The 23,507-nt window shown below is 58.4% G+C and carries 18 protein-coding genes; 12 read left to right on the forward strand and 6 right to left on the reverse strand.

The window, feature by feature from the left end:
- The first annotated feature begins 283 nt into the window (after positions 1 to 283).
- Both TRM7615_RS22680 and TRM7615_RS22685 read left to right on the forward strand, forming a co-directional pair.
- A complete protein-coding gene (locus tag TRM7615_RS22680) occupies positions 284 to 1,429 on the forward strand; it encodes an Acg family FMN-binding oxidoreductase (RefSeq protein WP_108792048.1) in 1,146 nt (381 codons plus the stop codon).
- Entirely contained in the window at positions 1,416 to 1,874 is a 459-nt protein-coding gene (locus TRM7615_RS22685; protein ID WP_108792050.1) for a MarR family winged helix-turn-helix transcriptional regulator, read from the forward strand. Before TRM7615_RS22680 ends, TRM7615_RS22685 begins: the two co-directional genes overlap by 14 nt.
- 20 nt (positions 1,875 to 1,894) lie before the next feature.
- Here the strand turns inward: TRM7615_RS22685 and TRM7615_RS22690 are convergent, their stop codons facing one another.
- The 4 genes from TRM7615_RS22690 to TRM7615_RS22705 all read right to left on the reverse strand — a co-directional run bounded on the left by TRM7615_RS22690 (position 1,895) and on the right by TRM7615_RS22705 (position 5,454).
- The gene (locus tag TRM7615_RS22690) at positions 1,895 to 2,752 is read right to left on the reverse strand and encodes a DUF302 domain-containing protein (protein ID WP_235824185.1); all 858 of its coding nucleotides are present in this window, start codon (positions 2,750 to 2,752) and stop codon (positions 1,895 to 1,897) included.
- Between the two features lie 5 nt (positions 2,753 to 2,757).
- Entirely contained in the window at positions 2,758 to 3,132 is a 375-nt protein-coding gene (locus TRM7615_RS22695) for a DUF4345 domain-containing protein (protein WP_108792054.1), read from the reverse strand.
- Between the two features lie 57 nt (positions 3,133 to 3,189).
- On the reverse strand, positions 3,190 to 4,230 hold the full coding sequence (locus tag TRM7615_RS22700) for an Ldh family oxidoreductase (RefSeq protein WP_108792056.1): 1,041 nt from the start codon (positions 4,228 to 4,230) through the stop codon (positions 3,190 to 3,192).
- 321 nt (positions 4,231 to 4,551) lie between these two features.
- A complete protein-coding gene (locus TRM7615_RS22705) occupies positions 4,552 to 5,454 on the reverse strand; it encodes a LysR family transcriptional regulator (protein ID WP_108792058.1) in 903 nt (300 codons plus the stop codon).
- A gap of 160 nt (positions 5,455 to 5,614) precedes the next feature.
- Between TRM7615_RS22705 and TRM7615_RS22710 the strand changes: the two genes are divergently transcribed.
- A complete protein-coding gene (locus tag TRM7615_RS22710) occupies positions 5,615 to 7,183 on the forward strand; it encodes an arylsulfatase (RefSeq protein ID WP_108792132.1) in 1,569 nt (522 codons plus the stop codon).
- A gap of 161 nt (positions 7,184 to 7,344) precedes the next feature.
- On the opposite strand, the gene TRM7615_RS22715 is transcribed toward TRM7615_RS22710, so the two are convergent.
- Both TRM7615_RS22715 and TRM7615_RS22720 read right to left on the reverse strand, forming a co-directional pair.
- Positions 7,345 to 12,513, reverse strand: a complete 5,169-nt coding sequence (locus TRM7615_RS22715; protein WP_108792060.1) for a calcium-binding protein — start codon at positions 12,511 to 12,513, stop codon at positions 7,345 to 7,347.
- A gap of 284 nt (positions 12,514 to 12,797) precedes the next feature.
- On the reverse strand, positions 12,798 to 13,673 hold the full coding sequence (locus TRM7615_RS22720; protein ID WP_108792062.1) for a MurR/RpiR family transcriptional regulator: 876 nt from the start codon (positions 13,671 to 13,673) through the stop codon (positions 12,798 to 12,800).
- A gap of 145 nt (positions 13,674 to 13,818) precedes the next feature.
- On the opposite strand from TRM7615_RS22720, the gene TRM7615_RS22725 reads away from it, so the two are divergent.
- From TRM7615_RS22725 to TRM7615_RS22765, 9 genes are all read left to right on the forward strand, one after another.
- Positions 13,819 to 14,616: an N-formylglutamate amidohydrolase gene (locus TRM7615_RS22725; RefSeq protein WP_235824186.1), complete on the forward strand. Its 798-nt coding sequence runs from the start codon at positions 13,819 to 13,821 to the stop codon at positions 14,614 to 14,616.
- On the forward strand, positions 14,613 to 15,131 hold the full coding sequence (locus tag TRM7615_RS22730; RefSeq protein WP_108792066.1) for a TRAP transporter small permease subunit: 519 nt from the start codon (positions 14,613 to 14,615) through the stop codon (positions 15,129 to 15,131). Before TRM7615_RS22725 ends, TRM7615_RS22730 begins: the two co-directional genes overlap by 4 nt.
- Positions 15,131 to 16,456, forward strand: coding sequence for a TRAP transporter large permease (locus tag TRM7615_RS22735; protein ID WP_108792068.1), 1,326 nt, complete (start codon positions 15,131 to 15,133; stop codon positions 16,454 to 16,456). The genes TRM7615_RS22730 and TRM7615_RS22735 overlap by 1 nt, the downstream gene beginning before the upstream one ends.
- A gap of 56 nt (positions 16,457 to 16,512) precedes the next feature.
- Entirely contained in the window at positions 16,513 to 17,547 is a 1,035-nt protein-coding gene (locus TRM7615_RS22740; protein WP_108792070.1) for a TRAP transporter substrate-binding protein, read from the forward strand.
- 97 nt (positions 17,548 to 17,644) lie between these two features.
- Positions 17,645 to 19,000, forward strand: coding sequence for a glutamine synthetase family protein (locus tag TRM7615_RS22745; protein WP_108792072.1), 1,356 nt, complete (start codon positions 17,645 to 17,647; stop codon positions 18,998 to 19,000).
- A 90-nt stretch (positions 19,001 to 19,090) separates the two neighbouring features.
- The gene (locus TRM7615_RS22750) at positions 19,091 to 20,467 is read left to right on the forward strand and encodes an aldehyde dehydrogenase family protein (RefSeq protein WP_108792074.1); all 1,377 of its coding nucleotides are present in this window, start codon (positions 19,091 to 19,093) and stop codon (positions 20,465 to 20,467) included.
- 4 nt (positions 20,468 to 20,471) lie between these two features.
- Positions 20,472 to 21,617 carry an iron-containing alcohol dehydrogenase gene (locus tag TRM7615_RS22755; protein WP_108792076.1) on the forward strand — a complete coding sequence of 382 codons (1,146 nt, stop codon included), beginning with the start codon at positions 20,472 to 20,474 and terminating at the stop codon, positions 21,615 to 21,617.
- Between the two features lie 225 nt (positions 21,618 to 21,842).
- Positions 21,843 to 22,562, forward strand: coding sequence for a hypothetical protein (locus TRM7615_RS22760; RefSeq protein ID WP_125133734.1), 720 nt, complete (start codon positions 21,843 to 21,845; stop codon positions 22,560 to 22,562).
- A gap of 170 nt (positions 22,563 to 22,732) precedes the next feature.
- On the forward strand, positions 22,733 to 23,443 hold the full coding sequence (locus TRM7615_RS22765; RefSeq protein ID WP_165821500.1) for a porin: 711 nt from the start codon (positions 22,733 to 22,735) through the stop codon (positions 23,441 to 23,443).
- The last annotated feature ends 64 nt before the right edge of the window (positions 23,444 to 23,507 follow it).

The raw sequence follows: 23,507 nt of genomic DNA on the forward strand, positions 1-23,507 counted from the left end.
CCCGCACCCGAGCGATCATGGCGTCGCCAGCCCCGCTAACGGCCTTGGGCCGGGCGCCTCGCCTTTGGCTTGGCGCGGTTCCGCTTTGGGGCGCCTGGTTCGCGGCAAAAGCCAACCGCCGAGCGCAGCGAGGCTGGGCCCAACGGGAGGAGGTTTTTCGTCAGAAAAATTGACGACGGGCGGGAGCACCCCCGCCGTTTCGCGCACCATGTCCTTCAATACTTCTTGCATTAGTACGATTTCGCACTATTTAATACGATATCGCACCAAATGGAGATCCCTCATGTCCCTTTCTCGCCGGAAGACCCTTGCACTGATTGGCGGCGGTTGCATCGTTGCCGCCACTGCCACCGCCGGATACGCCGTCACCCGTCGCCCTAATCAGGCCCTGCGCCCCTGGGCCCTTGCCGGGCAATACGCCGAGCCACGCCGTAACGCGCTTTCCTTTGCCCTGCTCGCCCCCAACCCGCACAACCGGCAGCCTTGGGTGGTCGACCTGTCCCAAGACGATGAGGTCACCCTGTTTTGCGATCCGGATCGGGTGCTACCGGAAACCGACCCCTTCAGCCGTCAGATCACCATCGGCCTTGGCTGTTTCCTGGAGGTCATGCGCATGGCTGCCGCCCAGGACGGCTATCGCGTCGATCTGGACCTTTTCCCCGAAGGCGAAGACCCGACGACGCTTGACCATCGCCCCATCGCCCGCGCCCGATTTACCAATGACCCGAACCAGCGCCCCGATCCGCTCTTTGCCCATGTGATGAACCGCCGCTCTCTCAAAGAGCCCTTTGACACCACCCGCGCGGTTCTTCCGACCGAGCTTGCCACCCTGCGAGCCGCCGCAACCGCGACAACCTTTGGCGGTTCGATAAAGCCTGACGACATCGCCATCTATCGCGAGTTGTCGCACGAAGCGCTCAGGATCGAGATCGAAACGCCGGCGACCTACAAAGAAAGTGTTGATCTGTTCCGCATCGGCCATCGCGAAGTCGACGCCAATCCCGATGGCATCGACTTTACCGGGCCAATGTTCGAAACGCTTCACATGACCGGTCTGTTCACGCGGGACGTAGCGCTGGACACAACCTCAATGGCCTATACCGGCGGGCTGGATGCGGTCTTTGCCAACACCGATACCGCGATGGGGCACATCTGGCTGGTGACCAAGACCAACAGCCGCCGCGATCAGATCGCCGCAGGTGCCGATTGGCTCAGGCTCAATCTGGCCGCTACGGACATCGGTTTGGGCATGCAGCCCCTCAGCCAGGCCTTGCAGGAATATCCCGAAATGGCAGAGCTTTACCACGAAATCCACAACCGGCTCGCGCCGAACGGTGGAACGGTTCAAATGTTTGCCCGCATCGGTTACGGTCCGCAGGTGGCGCCAAGCCCACGCTGGCCATTGGAGGCAAAACTTGTCCAAACCTGAACAGGACATCCCCACGATCTTTGCCCTTTTCAACGAGATCGGTATCATCAGCCAACTGTCCAGCCGCCTGTTCGAAACCCGTCTGCCCGACGGGTTTCTGGTCTCACACTTTGCGGTTCTCAACCACCTGACCCGCCTGGGCGATGGCCGCACGCCACTGTCGATTGCGCAAGCGCTGCAGGTGCCCAAAACCTCGATGACGCACACGCTCAAAGGGCTGCACAAGGCCGGATTGATCGCGTTTGAGCCGAACCCCAAAGACAGCCGGTCGAAATGCGTGATGCTCACCGATCAGGGCCGCACCTTTCGCGAAAACGCCATCGCAGCCCTAGGCCCGGACATGGTTCAAATGGCCCAGCGCATCGACGTTTCAAAAATTGCGGACGCCTTGCCAATTCTGATCGAAGTTCGAGCTTATCTGGACAAAGCTCGCGAGGCGGAATGACCACCACGCGCATCGAAGCTCTATTCGACAGCCTTTGAAAACGTCGCGGTCAACCGTTCATTCAACTGGTGATGCGGCTTTGTCGTTTGCCCATAATGAAGCTGGGCCAGCGCAGCGATGTCGTTGTAGATGACTCTGACCGAGCCGTCGGGGCCTTCATAAACCAGCAGCTTTTGACAAAAGGCATCCAACCCAATTGCCGGGAACTCTGCCATAGCTACGCCGCCCGGTGCAGGGCCGCCAAACAGCAACAGCGTTGCCGGTCCAAGGTCATGGCCCAGCGCCTTGGCCTCCTGGGTAAAGTCCATCTCTCCGAACCAAACAGTATCACCTTGTGACATGACGGCTGCTCGCAGCCTTTCGATGGTTTCGGGATGCCCATGGGCAGAAGTCAGCTCCAGAACACCATAGTTTTCCGTCAGTCCCTGAATTGGGGCTGCAATCGCCTCTATTGTAGCCAGAGCAGAATCCATCTTTGCCGTGAAGGCATCCGCCAGCTCGGACGAGTTCAGACCATGGCGTTTACCGAGAAAGGCAAAATCGGTGTACATAACGGTGGCCTCGGCCCTTTCATCAAATGACAGGACCCTAAGGGGCAAATCCAGACCCGCTCTGATGTTCTGGGACAGTATCGCCGTATTGAGTTCAGTGTCCGAAAACACCTGTACCCGAGAGGCCGGCATTTCGACACCTTCGGCGGCAGCCAAACGGGCATGGTCAATTGCGACAATAGCGTCCAACCCTGCCGCTTCTACCGCTCTTTGAACAGCTTCAGCGTTTTGGTCCACTTGGTACTGCACAGTTTGCTGCGCCGTTGCTTCTATCATGAAGAGCGACGAAACGAACGCCCCGACAAGCATATGCCTGTGAATTGTCATCAAGGTTACTCCCCTTGTCTTAGACAGTTGATCGCCAGCGCGGCAAAAAATACTTCTGCTCCAAGATAAGCCCAAAGCACGATCCCTGGCATTCCATCTACGACGATGCTCAGCACTCGCCCCGTCGCCAGCCCAACCATGAACAACACCATGATCCACAGTCCCGTTCTGCGCAGCCCCGGCCGAAACACTGCAAGCAGCCAAAAGGAGGCGTTTGCCAGATAGAGCCCCATGATCGCGCGAAAGATATGGGTTTGATTTGTCCCCTCCACGGGGAAGCCAAACAACCACGTGACAGTGGTCCGAGGCATCAGGCCATAAGACAAGGCAATTGGAACCAATCCAACAGCCCCCAACAAAAGAACCAACCTGTCCGTCACTTAAAGCTCCATCTATGAATTCAGTTTCAAAGTACAGACGGACGACACCACTTTTACTTAATAGGGAACACCTGATTCATCTGCCAATTTGATAATATGTTTCCACGTGGCCAAGGGAAGGTAAATTGGTTTGCCTTGGTTTCTCTTGCGGGCATCCGCCTCGCGCTCTCCGGGGATCTCGACCCGATCAAAGCCTGCCGCAGGGGGGCAATTGCGAAACTCGTCCAGGATCTCTTCGGCAATGCTCTGCATCTGTGTGGGTTCGCGATACAGCGAGCAATCCATGGCCAGCATCAGCCAGTTGCATTCCGTTGTCGCGGGCCCCAGCAGCGCCTCGGCGATCATCTCGGCAGCCACAGACAAGGCGTAGCCCTTCGCGCCCCCTGCCGTCAGGATCGCACCGCCATCAAAATAGTCCTGCGGATCGGTGGTCGGCGCGCCCTGCTTGTCGATCAGCACGCCTTCGGGCAGATGTGCGCCAGCAACCTTCGCTCCATAAACCCAGCCCGCCGCAGCGGCAGAGGTAGCAAAGTCCACCACCACCGGGCCACGGTCCCCGCCGGGAATGCCGATGCTGTAGGGGTTCGTGGACATCAGCGCCTTGCGCCCCCCGTACGGGGCCACCAGCCGCCAGTTTTTGCGTCCGCCTCCGCCAATGATGATGATCAGACAGCCCTGTTTGGCGGCTTCTTCGGCAAAAGCTCCCAGCCGTCCGGTGTGACCCACATTCTGCAAGGCAATCGCCGCCATCCCACCGGCTTTGGCGCGCTCCACCACATCCCGCGTGGCCATACTCATCGCCGGGATACCGATCCCACCGTGTCCATCCACGATCCAGGCTCCTTGAGCGTTCTGCTTCAGCTCGGGCCGCACGTTCGGTTTCAGATACCCGCTGTCGTAATACCCGGCATAGGGAAGGATGCGCCAAACCCCGTGCGATTCTACCCCGGACCAATCTGAGTTGATCAGATGCGCCCCCACCTCTTCGGCGATGTCATCCGGGCACCCCTTGGCCCCCATGATCGCCCGTACCAGAGACTGAGCTTGTGCCGCCTTCACCGCCACACGCTGTGTATCCGCACTGTACTTGCTTGCCATCTCTTCCCCTCCGCTGCTCTAGGATAGGGTTTTATCCCTTCACGCAACTCCAAGTTAGACCATCACCATCCTTTGGCTTGCAGAGAAATCACATCTGGAAAGATCTTGATCGTCGCGCATTCAATTCTATGCCGCCGGCCCCAAGCTCGCGGCATGGGGGTGCATCGGCAACAATGAACGCCCTAAGCTCAATGGGGACTTGGCCATCCAGCCCTCTTGGCGCAAAGCAGAACTTTGGTAAAATTACTTGGCCCGTGAAACCGGCATTGCTTGGGCCAGTCATTTTTCAGGTACGGATCCCTCTATGCCTCACGTCACCGATCAAACCCGATGATTGGCAAGCTCATTCCAGAACAATTCAACCGCAGTAGACGTGTTCTGCGATTTACGCGCTGCGCAAATGTTCCACGCAAGGTTCTGTTTCATCGACACGGGTTTGACTGTGTTTGTTCGGATCAGCTCGGTAAACGTGTCCGGCATCCCGCCGACGACATAGTCCGGTTCTACCAACAATCCGGTCAGGAAGTTGTAGTCGTCGCATTCGATATGTGGCTGTGCATTGACCCTTTCAACAGCCTCAGCACCGCTACCAAGTGACTTTATCAAGGTTGCTTTCCAGTGTTTGTGAAGATGCGGTGAAGCAAAGGGATATTCGAAAATACCGGCCATCGTTTGTGGGCCGCGTTGGTGAATTTCATGATCGCGATGCGCAACAAACTGGATCTGCTGCTTTTCCATCACCATGATCTCGACATCTTCGGCGTCCGGTGTGTAGGTCAGATCGCCCAGGAATACATCGAAATCCCCCGCCTGCAACAAGTCGAGCGGGCGTGCGTAGGCACTCACCAAAATTCGAAAGCGCAGGTCCGGCATTACATGCCGCACGGCGCGCAACGCGGGCAGGATCAGGGTTCTCGTGGTCAGCGGCCCGCAACCAATCAGCAACGTGCCTGGGCCGGTGTCGCGCAAACCGGCCACTCGCGTCGCATATCGGTTCAGGTCTTCGCGCAGCGCTTGGGCGATTGGCAAAAACTCCTGCCCGGCGCGGGTCAATGTGCTGCTGTTTCGGCTTCGATTAAACAAAACAAGCCCGGTGTGGTCCTCAGCCTGCCCCACGTAGCGGGACAAGGACGCATTGGACACGCCCATCGCACGAGCCGCGTTCTGGAAGCTGCCAGTTTCAGCCAAGGCAAGAAAGGCGGTCAAAGCGTTTTCGTTCATCATGCGGCCAATTTCATTTCAAGTTTCGCTTTTTAGATTTCACAATATGAAATCCTGGTAAACCTCTGTTGCGACATGAAAGTCTCAATCGCTATCCCTGATGGACCCTTCGGTAATCCCACCATCGATATCGTTATTTATGTCCACAGAGGTAATAATGTTCATGCTTCGATCCATTGCGGTTTCCGCCACGCTGGCCACAGCTTCGGTATGTGCCCTGCCGGTTTTGGCTGAAACCGACCAACCCAATATCCTTGTCATCATGGCTGACGATGTCGGCTGGGCCAGTCTTGGCAGCTATCATCAGGGTGTGAAAAGCATCAAAACCCCCAACCTTGATCAGCTCGCCGCGGACGGCATGCGCCTGACGGACTATTACGCGCAGCCAAGCTGTACCGCCGGGCGCTCGGCGTTCATCACCGGGCAGCTGCCCGTTCGAACCGGAATGCACACCGTGGGCTTACCCGGAGATCCGGAAAAAGGTCTGAGCGAGGATGATCCCACCTTGGCCAACATGTTGAAATCCCTGGGCTATACGACCGGGCAATTCGGCAAGAACCACTTGGGGGATATGAACAAATTCCTGCCGACGGTGAAGGGCTTTGATGAATATTGGGGCTGGCTTTATCACCTGAACGCGATGGAATACACATCCGACCCGGACTGGCCAAAAGATCAGAAATTCAACGACACGTTTGGTCCCCGGAATATCATCCACGCCTATGCGACGGATACAGTGGATGAGACCGTTGATCCACGCTGGGGGCTGGTTGGCAAGCAACGCATCGTCGACGATGGCCCGGCCCCGCCCGAACGGCAAAAGACGCTGGATAACGAAGTGACAGCCCACACGCTGGATTTCATCAACCGCGCGGTCGACAGCGACACACCGTTCTTTGTCTGGATGGCACCGGCGCGGGCGCATGTCTGGACCCATCTGAGCCCCGAATACGAAGCCATGTTGGGCGATGGGCGCGGCTTGCAGGATGTCGTCATGAAAGAGCTTGACGACAACGTGGGCAAAGTCATGGCACGGTTGGACGAGCTGGGCGTCTCGGACAACACGATTGTTGTCTTTACATCAGACAACGGCCCCGAAACCATGACCTGGCCCGACGGGGGAACCACGCCGTTCCATGGCGAGAAAGGCACAACATGGGAAGGCGGCTTTCGCGTCCCTGCCATCATTCGCTGGCCCGGAAAAGTCCCGGCCGGAACCGTGAGCAACGGGATTTTTGCCGGTCTTGACTGGATGCCCACGCTTGTTGCCGCCGCCGGAGGACCTGACGATCTGACCGGATCATTGCAGGACGGCTATGAGGGCTATCAGGTGCATCTGGACGGCTATAACCAATTGTCTTTCCTGACCGGAAACAGCGAAAGCAACCGGGATCAGATCATGTACTACGAAGGCCCCGATCTGCAAGCCGTGCGCCATGGTGACTGGAAAGCACATTTCACGATCCAAACCCAAGGTTGGGCAGGGCCAAAAGAGGAACTGAACGCCCCCCTGCTGTTCAACCTGCGTCGCGACCCTTATGAAAAAACGGCCGAGGAATCGGGAATGTATACGCGGTGGATGGGTAAAAAAATGTGGGCATTTGGTCCTGCTGCCAAGATCGTCCAAAACCACCTATCCACGTTCAAGGAGTATCCTCCGCGGGGTTCGAACATAACCAATCAGGACCACGTCGAAGAGCAAGTTTCGTCCGAAGGCGGGATGTCCCAGTAGAAAATCATTTGTCGGGAGGCATCAATCGTTGCCTCCCGATCCAAAAAGAACTTGCGGGAAAACTCCTGCAAACAAAAGGCGGATTTGACACCTAAGCCTCTCTTTCGGACCCAGCGCAGCATCAATCAATTTGGGTACCAAACACACTCGGAGCGGGCAAATCACACGATGCTAAGCTCCCAGATATTTGCCGTCTCATCATCGAAGACGAAATATTCAATGTTAGCCAAGCTGTCTGTCCCGTCCGGTCCGGAAACCGTGACCTGTGTCGAAGACGTCCGTGTTAGCGAATAGTCCGCCCGATTTCCCCCATAGATGGCAAAGTCGGATCCGGCGCCACCATCCAGCGTATCGTCGCCTTGATCTCCGCGTATCCGGTCATTGCCACCATATCCGAAAATGAAGTCATCCCCCTGCAAACCGCGCAACTGATTGACCAGGTCGTTTCCGATCAATTGATCGTCCAGCCGTGACCCAATGAAATTTTCGATCGAAAAGTAGAGATCGCGGGTCGCATATCCCGCAGTGCCGTACCCGGAGGGTTCACCATCGATCAGGGGACCATTGCGCAGGCTGGCAATCACGCCAGAAGGCGCATTGAAGTAAGACACCGTGTCGATCCCGGCCCCTCCGAAATAGCGTTCCCGTCCACCGTCCGAGCTTACAAAGAAATCATACCCGCCAAGACCACGGAAATCGTTCTGCTCACCATTTCCAAAAAAGATGTCCTGATGTGAGGAACCCGTTATCCGTTCGATGCTGTCGAACGTTTGGCCCGCGGCGAGGTTTGTGTTGTTGCTCGGGTCGGCCAGATCCACGCGGACGCCGCTGAACGTCGTTATCGAAAACGGGCGCAGGATATCAGTGACGGTTGGCGATCCTGTGCCGCCCCAATTGGCAAAGCTGACCATATCCAAGCCGTTCCCGCCCTCAAGGCTATCGTTCCCTTCAGTGGCGATGAACCAATCGTAATCGCCCAATCCCCGCAGGCGGTTGTTGCCTGCATCCCCGGTCAGAACATCTGCAAAGATCGTACCGGTGACATTCTCGACATTGGTCAAACGATTGACATCACCGCCAAAGATGTTCGCTGTGCCCGCGCCCAGATCTAGCGAGAGCATGAAGTCGAGGTTCGTCCGCGCAGGATTGACCGGCGTGGTGCTGAAATCGACCATGTCGATCCCGGCGCCACCATCAATCGTGTCGTTCCCGACAAGGGGACGAATCCAATCGTTGCCCCCTTGTGCGTTTATCTGATCGGACTCAGGTGTCCCTTCGATCACCTCGCCCGCCTCGGTTCCTGTAATCGGTGGCGCGGAGGTTGCGGGAACGGCCGCTGCAGAAATGAGTTGGGCGCGGATGTCGTGCGGCACCCCTTCCGCGTCCCGCGAGCCACCGCTTGCACTGTATTCGCTCTTCCAGGCCGCCAAAATGGTCCCATCCGACAAGATTGCGGCATCTGATGCGTCCTGCGGGCCGCGTGTTTCCGAATTCACCTTCAACAGCCTACCAACCGGATCGCCCAGCGCATCAAAGCGCCTCGCAAAGACCTCGTCGCCGAACAGGTAATTGTCGGTATCGCGGTTCGGATCATGGTAGCCTTGGATCAACAAAAACCCGCCATCATCCAGAGGCACAACGCTGAAACTTGAATCCGCATAGTTGTCTTTCGAGGCTCGGATGGTTCCTTGCGGCGGCATCTCAAAGTCGAATTCACGCCCGGTCACTGTCCCATTGGCCGTAAGGATGGTGCCGCGATACTGCGCATCCAAAAATCCGGAACTTAGGCGCGTGACATACAAAAACGTGCCATCTGCAAGCGGTGTCAACGCTTTGGCGTGAGAGGCTAACGCGACAGGGCTGTAAGGCAGCCCACCCGAATTCATTGCCTCGCTGATTTCAACTTGGTTCAGCCCTCCCTCGGGGGCTCCGGTTGCGTCAAATTTCTGCGTAAACAGGTAATTCTTGTAGGTTAAGTTACCCCACTGGTTTTCGTACAAACCCTGTTCGACATATGTGACCAGCGCGCCGGTCTCGTTGCTGGCGACCAGCAGGGATTGAGGGTCGGGAAGGTCAGGATCAAGCGTGCCGTTGCCGAATGTAGGGCTGCCAAGTTCTGATGCGCTGATCTGGCGTTCCGGTCCAACCTTTGTGCCGTTCGCATCATAGCTTTGCACCATCAAAAAACTCTCGACCGAGAACCGCTCGTCGTGCCGTTTCCAGGCCACAAGGAACCCGCCATCCGGTAAGGCAACAAGCCGGGGGCTCGTGTCATGGTACTCCCCTTGCGGTTCACTGATCACCTCAAAATCCGCGCCATCCAGAGAAAAATCCTGGTCGATGCGTTGTGCGCGATAGGTTGTGGGGCCGTCATTCTGGTTGGCATCAAATTCCCAGAGCACAATTGCGCCACCGCCCGTCAATGCGAGCGCGGACAATGCGGAATGGGGCGAGAAGGCAAATTCGCCATCTTGGGCCACAGTGATGCTTTCGCCAACGGCCGTCCCCTCACCATCATACCGTTGACCGATGATGCTGGTTGCACCGATTGTGCCGCGCTGTTGGGCCCAGAAAATGGCAAAATTGTCATCGGACAGCGCGATCACAGCCGGATCATAGCCTGACACGCCGGCTTCGACCGGCGGATTGACATTGGGGGTAACCTGAATCTCGGATCCCCGCGCGGTGGGTGAAATGGATCCCACGGGTGCGCTACGGGGGCTGGATCCAGTGGTTTCCCCGCCATACGGGTCGGTCAAAAGTACCTCGACCGAAATGGCCTGTCCGATATCATTCTCGTTCAGGGTATAGCGATCATCGGTCGCGCCGTTGATGGCCGAGCTGTTACGATACCACTGATACGCAACGCTTCCGGTGCCGTCCGGATCCGAGAATTGCGAAATGTCCGCCTGTACGGTCTGCCCCTCGATCAGCAGGCCGGTGACAGAAATCTCGCCGCCACCGGGGTTGTCCATCAACACGCCTTCGCTGTCGAGACGGTTGTTGCCGCCAAACCCGTCGACATAGGTTGCCCGGACACGCAGGGTCTTACCCAAATCATCGGCTGTCAGAGTATAATCTTGTCCCGTCGCACCCGCAATCTCTTGGAAGTCGCGGGACCAGCGGAAGGTGAAGGTGCCAAGCCCGTCTTCGTCCGTGATGGTCGAGACATCCGCGCGTTGTGTCAGCCCCACGCCGATCGGGCCGGAAAATGTCAGCGTGCCTTCCGGGGCGTCGTTGACGTTTTCGATGCGGCGCGCCGGGGTTTCGAGCGTCTCGGTGGTGCCCTGTTCGTCAACGTATGTAAGTCGCGCGTGGATGTTGGTATTCACGTGCGCCTGCAAGGGCCGAAACAAGGAACTTGTCTGCCCGGGGATCTCGATCCCGTTGCTGAACCACTGATACACATAGGCGCCACTGTTCCCCAGGCCGTCTTCGTCCCTCAGCAGTGTCCGATCAACGGCGTGCAGCGTATCTTCGAACCCGTCCCCAAAGATGGTGATCCCGCCAATCGGCGCATCATTCACGTTCTCGGGGACAACAAAATCACTTGTGACCGTCTCGGTCCGTCCCTTGCCATCAGTGTAACGCATCTGCCACGAGATCTGGGCGCCAACATCTGCTTGGGACAGCGTGAATTCGGTGCCACTTGCCAAGGCGATAACCTCGCCGTTTCGCAGCCACTCGAAGACGACTGTCCCATCCTCTATCCCGTCGGGATCAACAACCGTCGATTGCCCGGTCAGCGTTTGGTCCTCGCGCGCGGTGCCGCTGAGCGTCAATTCCCCGGATGGCGCGCTGTTGACCTCAAGAATGCGCGCAACGACGTCAAAACTGGTGTTTTCACCGGCCCGATCCAGCCCGGCCCAAGTGGCTACGACATTACCGTCTGCCAGTTCGGCCAGCGCGGGATGCCACTGATTTCCCTCCAGCTGCAGATTGAGAGTGAATGCCGCGCCCTGGGCAACACCGGTTGCATCGAAACGCTGCGCCCATATTCCGCTGACATCATCGTCGGGGGCTTCCCATGCCACCAGGAAGCTGCCGTCGCGCAGCGCAACTATTGCTGGCCTGTCGTGACCTCCTCTGCCCCAGGTTGGTAGTAGCCAAACGTCATCAGAAAGCGCTGTTCCAAACCCATCAAATGCAAGGACATATTCGTTGTCGCCTTGGTCCCAGACAACGGCAAAACCGCCCCCTGTCAGAGCGGCCACTGCCAAATAGCGGGCATCGTGGCTGTTTAGTTCGGTGATCGCAAAGCTGTCACCCACCGGGTCACCATCGGCGTCAAGCCGTTGCGCCCGGATTTGGCTTTCAACCTCCGCGCCATCACGACTCCATTGCCACGTCGCCAGAAACCCACCATCAGACAAGGGATCCATTTGAAATCTGGAAACCGTCCCGGAATTGCCGTTGACGACCGTTTCCACTTCAAACCCCGAGCCCAGGTTGCTTGCACTCCCCTGTGCGTCGACAAGGCGCAACCCGAACTGATACGTGCCGGTTTCTTCGTTCAGGACTGGATGTCCGGCGAGAAAGTTCCCGCTCTGATCCGCCGAGAAAACCCTGGCGCTGTTGACATCGACAACAACTTGCTCGCCGACCCGGGTACCGTCCGCCTCATACCTCTGCATCCGCGAGACGCTTGAACTAATCCAGAAGATCGTAAAGCCGCCGTCCGGGTTTGCGATTGGAACCGGGTTTGTCTGGTTGCCACCGGGAATATCGTTGACCCGAAACTCATCCCCGACAGGGGTGCCGGCCCCATCATAAAGCTGGGCATAGACACCATAGTCGCTCCCGTCCTGTTCGTCGCTGATCCAGGTGATCACAAACCCGCCATCCGTGAGGGCGGCAACCTTTGGGCGCCACTGATAGTCAGGCGTGTATGTGTTCACCAAAAAGCTGTCGCCTTCGTAGGTCGCGATCCTGGGATCAACGACAAACTGGACAACGGCGTCGGCATTATACTGGAACGTGTTTGATACACCCGACGATGGGATCAGGGTGGTGGTCTGATAGTCGCCGCCAACCGGGACATAATATTGGTTGGTAGAACGGTTAACATTTGACGAGAACACACCATATTCCCGTCCATCAGTTCCGGTAATAGTATAGCCCGTAAAAACACGGTTATAGATATCGTCGGCCCAATAATCTGAATCAAACGTCAGAATGCCATTGTTCCCAACGTCGTGAACATGATCGTACGAGCGCGTGGCGCCGCCGGTCTCAAAACTAAGTGTCGACCCGGGCCGAAACTGAGTTCCCTCAAAAGTAACATTGCTCAGCGAATAATAGGCAGTTGCCCGATAGGGTCTTTGCGTCACGAAAGTGCTCCCATCTCAAGGAGGCCCATCGCCGAACACCACCAAAACTCAAAAAAAAACGTCTTCTTTCAGCTAGGCCGTAATAAATTCCCCGAAACTCTAGCAAGCAAGGAGCGTTGGATACAGACATTTTTATCCGCTTGACCGACGCCATGCGTGTCCGAGTTTTGCCTAAGTAGCAAACGAAGGCCAATCGGACGGCCAACTCTCCAATCTGGAGAGGCATTGAGTTGCCGTCTTGGGCCGCCTGCACTCAGCCGGCAATGGCCCTATCGCCTTGGGGATCAGTTTCCCTGATTGCGAAACAGCCGCGTGGACGAGAACATCGACTCGAGCTCTTCGATCCGTTCCTTGCTTTCTTCCCAGCGCGCGTCCTGCACTTCGGCTATCAGAGCCTCGACGATCAGCAGGATCGCCATGGTGCTGTCCCAGCTTGATGGCGCCTCGACCAGCCCATTGAACGTGTAATCCGCACAGCGCCCGATGGGAGAGCCCCATTGGTCGGTGAACAAAACAACCGTCACACCGCGCTCGCTGGCGATCTGGGCCAGTTTCTCCAGATGCGCCTCGTATCGGCGGATGTCAAAGATCACCAAGACCGAGTTCTTGTCCATGTCCAGCAGGTACTGCGGCCAGACGTTGGCGGAATTGCCCAGCATGGTCACGTTGGGGCGGATGATCTGCATGTGGTTGAACAGGTAGTCCGCATTCGACCGTGTTATGCGCCCGCCCACCACATACAAAGGCCGGGACTTATCCGCCAAAAGCCGCGCGACGGTATCGAACATCTCGGTATCGACCCGCTCAAGTGTGTGGCGCATGTTGGTCCAGACCACCTGCGCGAACCGCATCAGTGGATGCTCGGCGCTGTCATCCACCATCCAGGCATCGCGTTTGGACAGGGGCTGCTTGATCTGGGCCGCGACCTCCTCACGCAGTGCATCCTGTAAATCAGGGAACCCATCAAACCCCAGCTTGCGCGCCATCCGGATCACCGTCGGTGTCGATACACCTGCTGAAGAGGCCAGCTTGGTGATCGATTGCAACCCGCCCATCGGATAGTCCTGCAACAGGACCGAGGCCAGTTGCCGCTCTGACGGCGTCAGCTCGGCGGTGTGATCCTGTAGCAATTGTTTCACAAGCTTGGTGGTCGGGGTCAAAGGTATCCCTCTTGTCTCTCGTTGGCTGCCGCGCGTTTCCTATCGGGAACGTCAGGTTAGCATTTACTACAGCCTAACCAGCTTTGTAACGATGTCTACAGAAATTATGTTGACAGGCCGCCACCGGCTGTAACTAATGCTACACATGTCTGCCGAAACCGAGTCACCTCTCCTTTCTGAACTGGAGCGCCCTGCGGCGCGCGCGCTGAATGCGCGCGGCCAGGGTCAGGCCTTTCTGGTCTGCGAACACGCCAGCCGTTTCATCCCTAACAGCCTGAATGGTCTGGGGCTGAGCGATGAGGCTGCGCGCTCTCATGCGGCCTGGGATATTGGCGCGTTGGAGTTGTCGGTCGAGCTAATGGGCGCGCTGGATGCGCCGCTGGTGCATTCCCGCGTCAGCCGTCTGGTCTATGACTGCAACCGCCCCCCATCTGCGCCCGATGCCGTCCCTGCCAAGAGCGAACGGTTCGAGGTTCCGGGCAATGTCGACCTGACGCATGCACACCGCACGTCCCGTGTCGCGGAAGTCTATGAACCGTTCCGCGACCTGCTGAGCCGGACGCTGGACGCCCGCCCCACACCGTCCGTGATGATCACCATTCACAGCTTCACGCCGATCTATCGCGGCCAGCCGCGCACGGTCGAACTGGGTATCCTGCATGACTCGGATGACCGCGCCGCGCAGTTGTTGTTGGAGGCGGCGCAAGGCAGCGGGCTCGATACCGCACTCAACGAGCCCTACTCGGCCACCGATGGTGTCACACACACGTTACGCGAGCATGCCTTAAAGCGCGGATTGCCCAACGTGATGATCGAAGTGCGCAATGACCTGATCAACTCGCCTGAGGGCGTGAACCGTATCTCGGGCCTGCTGGCGCCGATGCTGGCACAGGTGGTCGACCAATTGACCGCCTTGGAAAAGACTGGGGAGGCCCCGACATGACCCTCGCACGGCGCTACATCGCCTGGATCGACGGGATGAACCGGCTGATCGGCCGCGTGGTGATGTACGGCATCTTCGTGATGATGGGCATTCTGCTCTGGTCGTCGATCTCGAAAACCTTCTTCCTCCCTTCGCTCTGGACGCTGGAAATGGCGCAGTTTGCCATGGTCGCCTATTACATTCTGGGCGGGCCGTATTCGATCCAGATGGGGTCCAACGTGCGCATGGACCTGCTTTATGGCGAATGGTCGGTCAAACGACAGGCCAGGACCGATGCCCTGACGGTGTTGTTCCTGATCGTCTACCTCTGCGTCATGCTCTATGGCGGCTATGACAGCCTTAGCTACTCGTTCCAATACGGCGAGCGTAGCCCCACGGCCTGGCGTCCCTATCTGTGGCCCATCAAGACCATCATGTGCGTTGGTCTGTTCCTGATGCTGCTGCAAGCCATTTCCGAACTTCTAAAAGACATCCTGCGTATCCGCGGAGAAGACATTCCGAAGGAGACCATTTGATGTCCTATGAGTTGATCGCAATCCTCATGTTCTCGACCATGATGCTGATGCTGCTGACCGGCCAGCGCGTGTTCGGGGCCATCGGGTTTGTGGCTGTCATGGCCTCGCTCCTGCTGTGGGGCGATCGGGGCGGCTATGATCTGGGCTTTTCGGCGGCGATGAAGCTGATGAAGTGGTATCCGCTGCTGACCCTGCCGATGTTCATTTTCATGGGCTACGTGCTGTCAGAAAGCAAGATCGCCGACGACCTCTACAAGATGTTCCACGTCTGGATGGGCGGCCTGAACGGCGGTCTGGCGATTGGCACCATCGGATTGATGGTCCTGATTTCGGCCATGAACGGACTTTCGGTGGCAGGTATGGCGATTGGCTCGACCATCGCCCTGCCCGAATTGCTCAAACGCGGCTACGACAAGAAGATGGTGACGGGGGTGATCCAGGCCGGATCAAGTCTGGGCATTCTTGTGCCACCCTCGGTCGTTCTGGTGCTCTATGCGATGATCGCGCGCCAACCGGTGGGGCAGCTTTGGCTCGCTGGCGTGATCCCCGGCCTGATGATGGCGTCGATGTTCATCCTCTATATCGTGATCCGCTGTAAGGTGAACCCGGCGCTCGGGCCCGCCCTGTCGAAAGAAGATCGCGATGTGCCAATGGCGGAAAAGATGCGCCTGTTGCGCGCCGGTCTGCTGCCGCTGGGGATCTTTGCGGCGATGATGGTGCCCTTTGTGAACGGCTGGACCTCGCTGGTCGAAAGCTCGGCCATTGGCGCGCTGGCCGCCTTTGCTGCCGCCGTCCTCAAGGGTCGCATGACGCGTGACGTCTTCGAAAACTCTGTCCGCAACACTCTGGGCATTTCCTGCATGTTCATGTGGATTATCCTCGCCGCTCTGGCCTTTGGCGCAGTGTTCGACGGTCTGGGCGCGGTCAAGGCGATCGAGGGCGTGTTCACCGAACGTCTTGGCCTCAGCCCCTGGATGATCCTTATCCTGATGCAGCTGAGCTTTATCCTGATGGGCACATTCCTGGACGACACGGCTATGCTGGTCATCGTTGCCCCGCTTTATGTGCCGCTGGTGGGCGCGCTTGGGTTCGACCTGATCTGGTACGGCGTGCTCTACACGATCACCACCCAGATCGCCTATATGACCCCGCCGTTTGGCTATAACCTGTTCCTGATGCGCGCCATGGCCCCGCCCGAGGTGACCCTGCGCGACATCTACGGCTCGATCCTGCCCTTTGTGCTGGTGATGACCTTGGCGCTCGCGACCATCATGACCTTCCCGCAGATCGCGCTGTGGCTGCCAGACTACGTTTACAACAACTGACCCTGGACCCTACCGGGGCACCTGAACCGACCAACAACAACCATGGGAGAGTACCAATGACGACAAGACGCAAGTTTTTAACCACCGCCGCCGTCGGCACCGCCGCGGCCCCTCTGGCCACCCCGGCGCTTGCACAGTCCACCATCAAATGGCGGATGCAGACCTATGCGGGCGCAGCTCTGGCGGCTCACGTGATCGACCCGGCGATCGAGATGTTCAACAAGATCGCTGGCGACCGTATGCAGATTGAACTGTTCTATGCCGATCAGCTGGTCCCCACCGGGGAGCTGTTCCGCGCCATGCAGCGCGGCACCATCGATGCGGTGCAGTCGGACGACGACTCGATGGCTTCACCCACCGAAGTCACTGTTTTTGGCGGCTACTTCCCCTTCGCCTCGCGCTACTCGCTGGATGTACCGGTGCTGTTCAACCAGTACGGCTTGAATGAGATCTGGGACGCGGAATACTCCAAGGTCGGCGTCAAGCACATCAGCGCAGGCTCCTGGGATCCCTGCCACTTTGCCACCAAGGACCCGATCCGCAGCCTCGCAGACCTCAAGGGCAAGCGCGTCTTCACCTTCCCCACAGCGGGCCGCTTCCTGGCACAGTTCGGCGTCGTACCGGTCACCTTGCCGTGGGAGGACATCGAAGTTGCGGTCCAGACCGGCGAGCTGGACGGCATCGCATGGTCGGGCATCACCGAGGACTACACCGTGGGTTGGGCAGATGTGACCAACTACTTCCTGACCAACAACATCTCGGGCGCCTGGGCCGGATCGTTCTTTGCCAACATGGACCGTTGGAACGAACTGCCTGAAGACCTGCAAACCTTGTTCCGCGTCTGCTGTGACCAGTCGCACTATTACCGCCAGTGGTGGTATTGGGGTGGCGAGGCCAAGCTGCGCGTCCACGGACCGAAGATGGAGCTGACCTCGATCCCTGACGAAGAATGGTCAACGGTCGAAGCCGCCGCGCGCGTCTTCTGGGACGAGATCGCCGCCGAGTCCGAGACCAAGGCTAAGGTTGTCGAGATCTTCAAACAGTACAACGCGGACATGGAAAAGGCAGGTCGCCCCTACCGCTACGGCTGATATTAAACATGTCTGGTCCGCTGAGCGCGGGCCAGACACCCCATACTGAACATTACCGGGTCATTCAAACGACCCGCGACCACAGAAAAGGTGCGTCATGCTGACATTCGAAACCCTCAAGGAACAAGCCGCCTCGGGCGAGGTGGATACGGTTCTGGTGTGCTTGGTGGACATGCAGGGCCGCCTGATGGGCAAACGTTTTCACGTACAGAACTTCCTCGACAGTGCCTATGAGGAAACCCATTGCTGCAACTACCTGCTGGCCACCGACCTGGAGATGGCCACCCCTGACGGATACAAGGCCACCAGTTGGGAAGCAGGTTATGGCGACTATGTGATGAAGCCCGACCTTTCCACCCTGCGTCCGATGCCCTGGCTCGAAGGCACCGTGATGGTGCTCTCCGATGTGCTCGATCACCACACACACGAGCCTGTGCCCCATTCACCCCGCCAGATCCTGCAGGCACAGATCGCCCGCGCCGAAGCCATGGGCTTGACGCCGATGATGGCGACCGAGCTGGAGTTCTTCCTGTTCGACCGCACCTTTGACGAAATCCGCGCAGGTGATTTCAGGGATCTGACGCCAATCTCTGGCTACAACGAAGATTACCACATCTTGCAGACCAGCAAGGAAGAGCATGTGATGCGGCCGATCCGCAATCACCTCTATGCTGCTGGAATTCCCGTAGAAAACACCAAAGGCGAAGCCGAGGCCGGGCAGGAAGAGCTCAACATCCGCTACTCCGACGCGCTGGCCTGCGCCGACAATCACACCATTGCCAAACATGCGACCAAAGAGATCGCGCATTTCCACGGCCACGCGGCGTCCTTCCTGCCGAAATGGCACCACGACAGGGTTGGCTCGGCCAGCCATGTACACCTGTCCCTTTGGCGCGATGGCAATCCCGAATTCTACGACGCCGACGCCCCCCATGGGTTAAGCGAATTAGGCCGACAGTTCTGTGCGGGCATGATCAAATACGCCCCCGACTACACCTTCTTCCTCGCGCCCTACGTCAACAGCTACAAACGCTTCATGAAGGGCACATTCGCGCCCACCAAGACCGTCTGGTCGGTGGACAATCGCACCGCCGGTTTCCGCATGTGCGGCGAAGGCACCAAGGGTGTGCGCATGGAATGCCGGATCGGTGGCTCGGACCTGAACCCCTATCTGGCTCAGGCCGCCCTGCTGGCCGCCGGTTTGAAAGGGATCGAAGAGAAACTGGAGCTGGCACCGCCAACGGCGGGTGATCTGTATGAAGACAGCGATGCCCGTGAAATCCCCCGCACGCTGCGCGATGCGGTGGAAACACTGCGTGCCTCGACCATGCTGCGTGAGGCGATGGGGGATTGGGCAGTGGATCACTACACCCGCTGCGCCGATTGGGAGCAGGAAGAGTTCGACCGCGTGGTAACCGATTGGGAAATCGCGCGCGGGTTCGAAAAGGCTTGATATGTCGGACTGGGGCGCTGCCCCAGACCCCGGAGTATTTTTGAAAAGATGAAGTCAGGGACGTTGGTGCCCCTTAGTTGGAGTTCAGTGATGACTGGAACCGTTCAATGTATCTCACCGATTGATAGATCGGTGTATCTGGAGCGGCCCTTGGCCAGCCCGTCGGAAGCTTTGGCTGCCGCAGCCCGCGCCAAGGCCGCGCAAAGAGAGTGGGCCGCGCGTCCCTTGGCCGAGCGGATTGCTCTGGTCCAGGCCGCTGTGGCCGAGGTGGGCAAGACCACTGACCGCATGGCGGTCGAGCTGGCCCATCAGATGGGTCGCCCCGTGCGCTATGGTGGCGAGTTTGGCGGCTTTAACGAGCGCGCCAGCCACATGGCCGAGATCGCCGAAAGCGCGCTGGCGCCGATTGTGGTCGAAGACAGCGACGCATTCCTGCGCAAGATCGAACGCGAGGCGCATGGCGTCGTGCTGGTCGTGGCGCCCTGGAACTATCCCTACATGACCGCGATCAACACCGTGGCCCCTGCCCTCATTGCAGGCAACACCGTGCTCTTGAAACATGCAGCGCAAACTCTGCAGGTGGGTGAGCGGATGGCTGAGGCATTCCTTGCCGCAGGTGTGCCCCAGGACGTGTTCCAGAACCTGTTCCTGAACCACGACACAACGGCTGAGCTGATCTCGGGCCGCCATGTAAATTTTGTGAACTTCACCGGCTCGGTGCGCGGTGGTCAGGCGATGGAACGGGCCGCCGCTGGCACCTTTACCCCAGTTTCTACCGAGCTGGGTGGCAAAGACCCCGGCTATGTCCGCGCGGACGCCGATTTGGACGCTGCCGTTGATACACTGATCGACGGGGCCATGTTCAACTCGGGCCAGTGCTGTTGCGGGATCGAGCGCATCTATGTCCACGAGAGCCTTTATGACGCCTTTGTTGAAAAGGCCGTGGCACTGGTAAAGACCTATAAGCTGGGCAACCCGCTGGAAGCCGAGACCACCATGGGTCCGATGGCACACGTCCGCTTTGCGCAAGAGGTCCGCGCGCAGATCGCCGAGGCCGTCGAGGCAGGCGCCGTGGCACATATCGAGACGATGGAGGCCGACGATGGCGGTGCCTACCTCACGCCGCAGATCCTGACCAATGTCACTCACGACATGCGCGTCATGCGGGACGAGAGCTTTGGCCCCGTTGTGGGGATCATGAAGGTGTCAAACGACGAAGAGGCCATCGCTCTTATGAACGACAGCCAGTTCGGCCTCACCGCCTCGATCTGGACTGCCGACACAGACAAGGCCGACGAGATCGGTGAGCAGTTGGAAACTGGCACCGTCTTCATGAACCGCTGCGATTACCTGGACCCGGCGCTCTGCTGGACCGGATGCAAAGACACCGGGCGCGGTGCAGGCTTGTCCGTCTTGGGCTTTCATGCTCTGACGCGTCCCAAATCCTACCACCTGAAAAAGGGCTGATCTGATGAACCTTGTTGGCAACTGGTCCTACCCCACCGCCATCCGCTTTGGCGCGGGCCGCATTTCTGAAATCGCCGACGCCTGCGCGGCGGCTGGCATCACCAAGCCTTTGTTGGTGACCGACAAAGGCCTGGCCGATCTGCCGATCACGCAGGCGACGCTCGACCTGTTGGAGGCGGCTGGCCTGGGGCGCGCGATCTTTTCGGACGTTGACCCGAACCCGAACGAGAAAAACGTCGAGGCCGGGCTGGCCGTCTACCGCGAGGGTGGCTTTGACGGGGTGATCGCCTTTGGCGGCGGTTCTGGCCTCGATCTGGGCAAAACGCTGGCCTTCATGGCCGGTCAAACCCGTCCCCTGTGGGATTTCGAAGACATCGGCGATTGGTGGACCCGCGCCGATCCGGCGGGCATCCACCCGATCGTGGCCGTGCCCACCACTGCTGGCACAGGATCAGAGGTGGGGCGCGCGGGCGTCATCACCAACTCGGTCACCCACGAAAAGAAAATCATCTTCCACCCGCTGATGCTGCCCAAGGTGGTGATCTGCGACCCGGAATTGACCGTGGGGATGCCCAAATTCATCACCGCAGGCACCGGTCTGGATGCTTTTGCCCATTGTGTCGAGGCCTTCTGTTCACCGCACTATCACCCCATGTCTCAGGGCATGGCGCTAGAGGGCATGCGCCTGGTCAAGGACTATCTGCCGCGCGCCTATGCCGATGGCAACGACCTTGAGGCGCGCGCGCATATGATGTCGGCCGCTGCCATGGGGGCGACCGCGTTCCAAAAGGGTTTGGGTGCGATCCACGCCCTGTCGCACCCCATCGGCGCGCATCACCACACCCACCACGGCACCACCAACGCCGTCTGCATGCCTGCCGTTTTGCAGTTCAATCGCCCTGCCGCCGAGGGTGTTTTGACCCAGGCCGCCGCCTATCTGGGCATCGAAGGTGGATTTGACGGATTTGCAGCTTACGTTGACAACCTGAACGAGAGCCTTGGCATCCCCAAGACACTGACCGTACTGGGTGTTTCCAACCCTGATCTGGACGCTCTGGTGCGGGATGCGCTGAACGATCCATCGACGGGCGGCAACCCCGTTGAGATGACGACGGAGAACACCAGAGCGTTGTTCGAAGCGATCCTCTGAGGCGCTTAGTCGCTTGGAAACAAGCTTACGGCCCCAACCCTTATTGGTTGGGGCCGTTTTTTTTGTGCAAGAACCACCAGGCACTAAGTTACGTGCGGCGGCTGTGCTCGCGCCGCAACAACATCACCATTTTACCGCTGGGGCTGTATCGCCCTTGGATCAATGTGATAGCTGGTAGGAAAATGCGCTAAAGCGCGAAAAACATAACATAATTGGAGCAGGTCCATGAGAACTTTGACATTGGCAGCCCTCGGGCTGACCATCGCGTTCGCGCAATCCACAACAGCCGCCGAACTGGTTGGTGGCTATGTCGATGTGGGCTATTCCGCGTTCACCGACAACACCCGCGTATCCAAACGCTCTCTCGCGGGATCTGGCGAAGTTGCCTTTACCCGTGCCTTTGGCTTGCAAGCGGATCTTGGTGTTCACGATCTGAATGCGATCAGCGAAGTGGGGACCAACGTGACCCTGCACGGTAATTTCCACGTGGGCGAATTTACGTCGCTGGGCGTTTTTGCAGGTCGGGACGACCTCAACAACCAGGGCGTGAACTTCTACGGCGTCGAAGCCGGTCACGAGGCGGGCCGTGTCCAGTTCGAAGGCTATGCATCCATCGCTGATGCGGCCGGAAACAACGGCAGCAACGGAACCCTCGCCGGTCTGCAAATCCGGGGCAACATCAACGAAGCCTGGCGCCTGAAAGCCAACATTGATTACATCGATGCGCGTAATGGTGTGGACGCCACACGCTATAGTGTCGGGACCGATTACAACTTTGGCGAAGGGGGCGCGTTCTACGCCGAAGTCGGCGGTTTTGACGCCAACGCGGGACCCGTGGGCGCCAACGAAACTTTTGTCGGCTTTGGTTTGCGCTACAACCTGGGCGCCAAACGCGGCACCACTTTTGGCCGCCGTGGTTTCTTGGACAAGATGCCGGGTCTCTGATCCATCTTCAGCGTCGGCGCCCCAGATGGCGCCGACGATTCCTTCATTGCCTTTAATACTTTACCTGATTCGCTCCATGCATTAGATTGTGCCTATCAGAGCGCGCAAAGCGCCGTGCAGAGATGCACACAGGCAAACCCGTGCACAGCACGAGGCAAAGGAGCAGAACAATGAAACCCCAGGCAGTGGCGGCGGTGCTGGCCATGGGGCTCGTCCCGATCAGCGCGAACGCTCAGGCGATCAGCGGCGCAAATGTTGACGTGTCCCACTATCAGTTCACCAACAATTCCAAAGGCACGCGGCAGGCTTTGCGCGGATCTTTCGAAGTTGGTCTGAGCGATACATTTTCTACCCAGATCGACTTGGGCTACTATAATTTCGGCCAAAGCAACACATCGGGCCATTCAGCAACTTTGCACGGGATCTACCAGTTCAACTATGGCGGGGCTGTTGGCGCCTTTTGGGGCACCGAAGACGAAAACACCATCGACCGCAACTTCTATGGCCTGGAAGCGACCTATGATTTCACCGCGCTTACGGTCGAAGGGTATTTCTCACGCGGGCGTGTGCAAGGGCAGAACGCCACGCTTCTGGGGGCCAAGATCAGCAGCGACGTCGGCGCCAACCTGAACCTGAACGCGCAGTTCGACTATATGGACAACAAAACCGGTTCGGATCTGACCCGCCTGGCCATCGGTGCCGACTATGAGCTCGGCAGCGGCGTGGCGCTCTATGGCGAGTTGGGCAACGGCAACGCCCGCGTCGCCAATTTCAGTTCCAACGACGCCTTTGTCGGCTTTGGCATGAAATTCAATCTGGGCGACCGCCCCGGCACCACATTTGGCCGCCGCGCCATTCTGGACCGCCTGCCGGGCATGTAAGCTCACTTCATCATCGATCTAGATCTGTCCGTCGCAGGGTCCTTGCGACGGACAGTTTGTGTTC

The sequence above is a fragment of the Falsiruegeria mediterranea M17 genome, assembly GCF_900302455.1.
In the GTDB taxonomy this organism is placed as follows: domain Bacteria; phylum Pseudomonadota; class Alphaproteobacteria; order Rhodobacterales; family Rhodobacteraceae; genus Falsiruegeria; species Falsiruegeria mediterranea.

What these genes read in the sequence shown, in the direction of transcription:
- TRM7615_RS22680 (WP_108792048.1), top strand. Translation starts at nt 284, where the DNA reads ATGTCCCTTTCTCGCCGGAAGACCCTTGCACTGATTGGCGGCGGTTGC.
- TRM7615_RS22690 (WP_235824185.1), bottom strand. Translation starts at nt 2,752, where the DNA reads ATGACAATTCACAGGCATATGCTTGTCGGGGCGTTCGTTTCGTCGCTC.
- TRM7615_RS22700 (WP_108792056.1), bottom strand. Translation starts at nt 4,230, where the DNA reads ATGGCAAGCAAGTACAGTGCGGATACACAGCGTGTGGCGGTGAAGGCG.
- TRM7615_RS22705 (WP_108792058.1), bottom strand. Translation starts at nt 5,454, where the DNA reads ATGATGAACGAAAACGCTTTGACCGCCTTTCTTGCCTTGGCTGAAACT.
- TRM7615_RS22710 (WP_108792132.1), top strand. Translation starts at nt 5,615, where the DNA reads ATGCTTCGATCCATTGCGGTTTCCGCCACGCTGGCCACAGCTTCGGTA.
- TRM7615_RS22725 (WP_235824186.1), top strand. Translation starts at nt 13,819, where the DNA reads ATGTCTGCCGAAACCGAGTCACCTCTCCTTTCTGAACTGGAGCGCCCT.
- TRM7615_RS22730 (WP_108792066.1), top strand. Translation starts at nt 14,613, where the DNA reads ATGACCCTCGCACGGCGCTACATCGCCTGGATCGACGGGATGAACCGG.
- TRM7615_RS22735 (WP_108792068.1), top strand. Translation starts at nt 15,131, where the DNA reads ATGTCCTATGAGTTGATCGCAATCCTCATGTTCTCGACCATGATGCTG.
- TRM7615_RS22740 (WP_108792070.1), top strand. Translation starts at nt 16,513, where the DNA reads ATGACGACAAGACGCAAGTTTTTAACCACCGCCGCCGTCGGCACCGCC.
- TRM7615_RS22745 (WP_108792072.1), top strand. Translation starts at nt 17,645, where the DNA reads ATGCTGACATTCGAAACCCTCAAGGAACAAGCCGCCTCGGGCGAGGTG.
- TRM7615_RS22750 (WP_108792074.1), top strand. Translation starts at nt 19,091, where the DNA reads ATGACTGGAACCGTTCAATGTATCTCACCGATTGATAGATCGGTGTAT.
- TRM7615_RS22755 (WP_108792076.1), top strand. Translation starts at nt 20,472, where the DNA reads ATGAACCTTGTTGGCAACTGGTCCTACCCCACCGCCATCCGCTTTGGC.
- TRM7615_RS22760 (WP_125133734.1), top strand. Translation starts at nt 21,843, where the DNA reads ATGAGAACTTTGACATTGGCAGCCCTCGGGCTGACCATCGCGTTCGCG.
- TRM7615_RS22765 (WP_165821500.1), top strand. Translation starts at nt 22,733, where the DNA reads ATGAAACCCCAGGCAGTGGCGGCGGTGCTGGCCATGGGGCTCGTCCCG.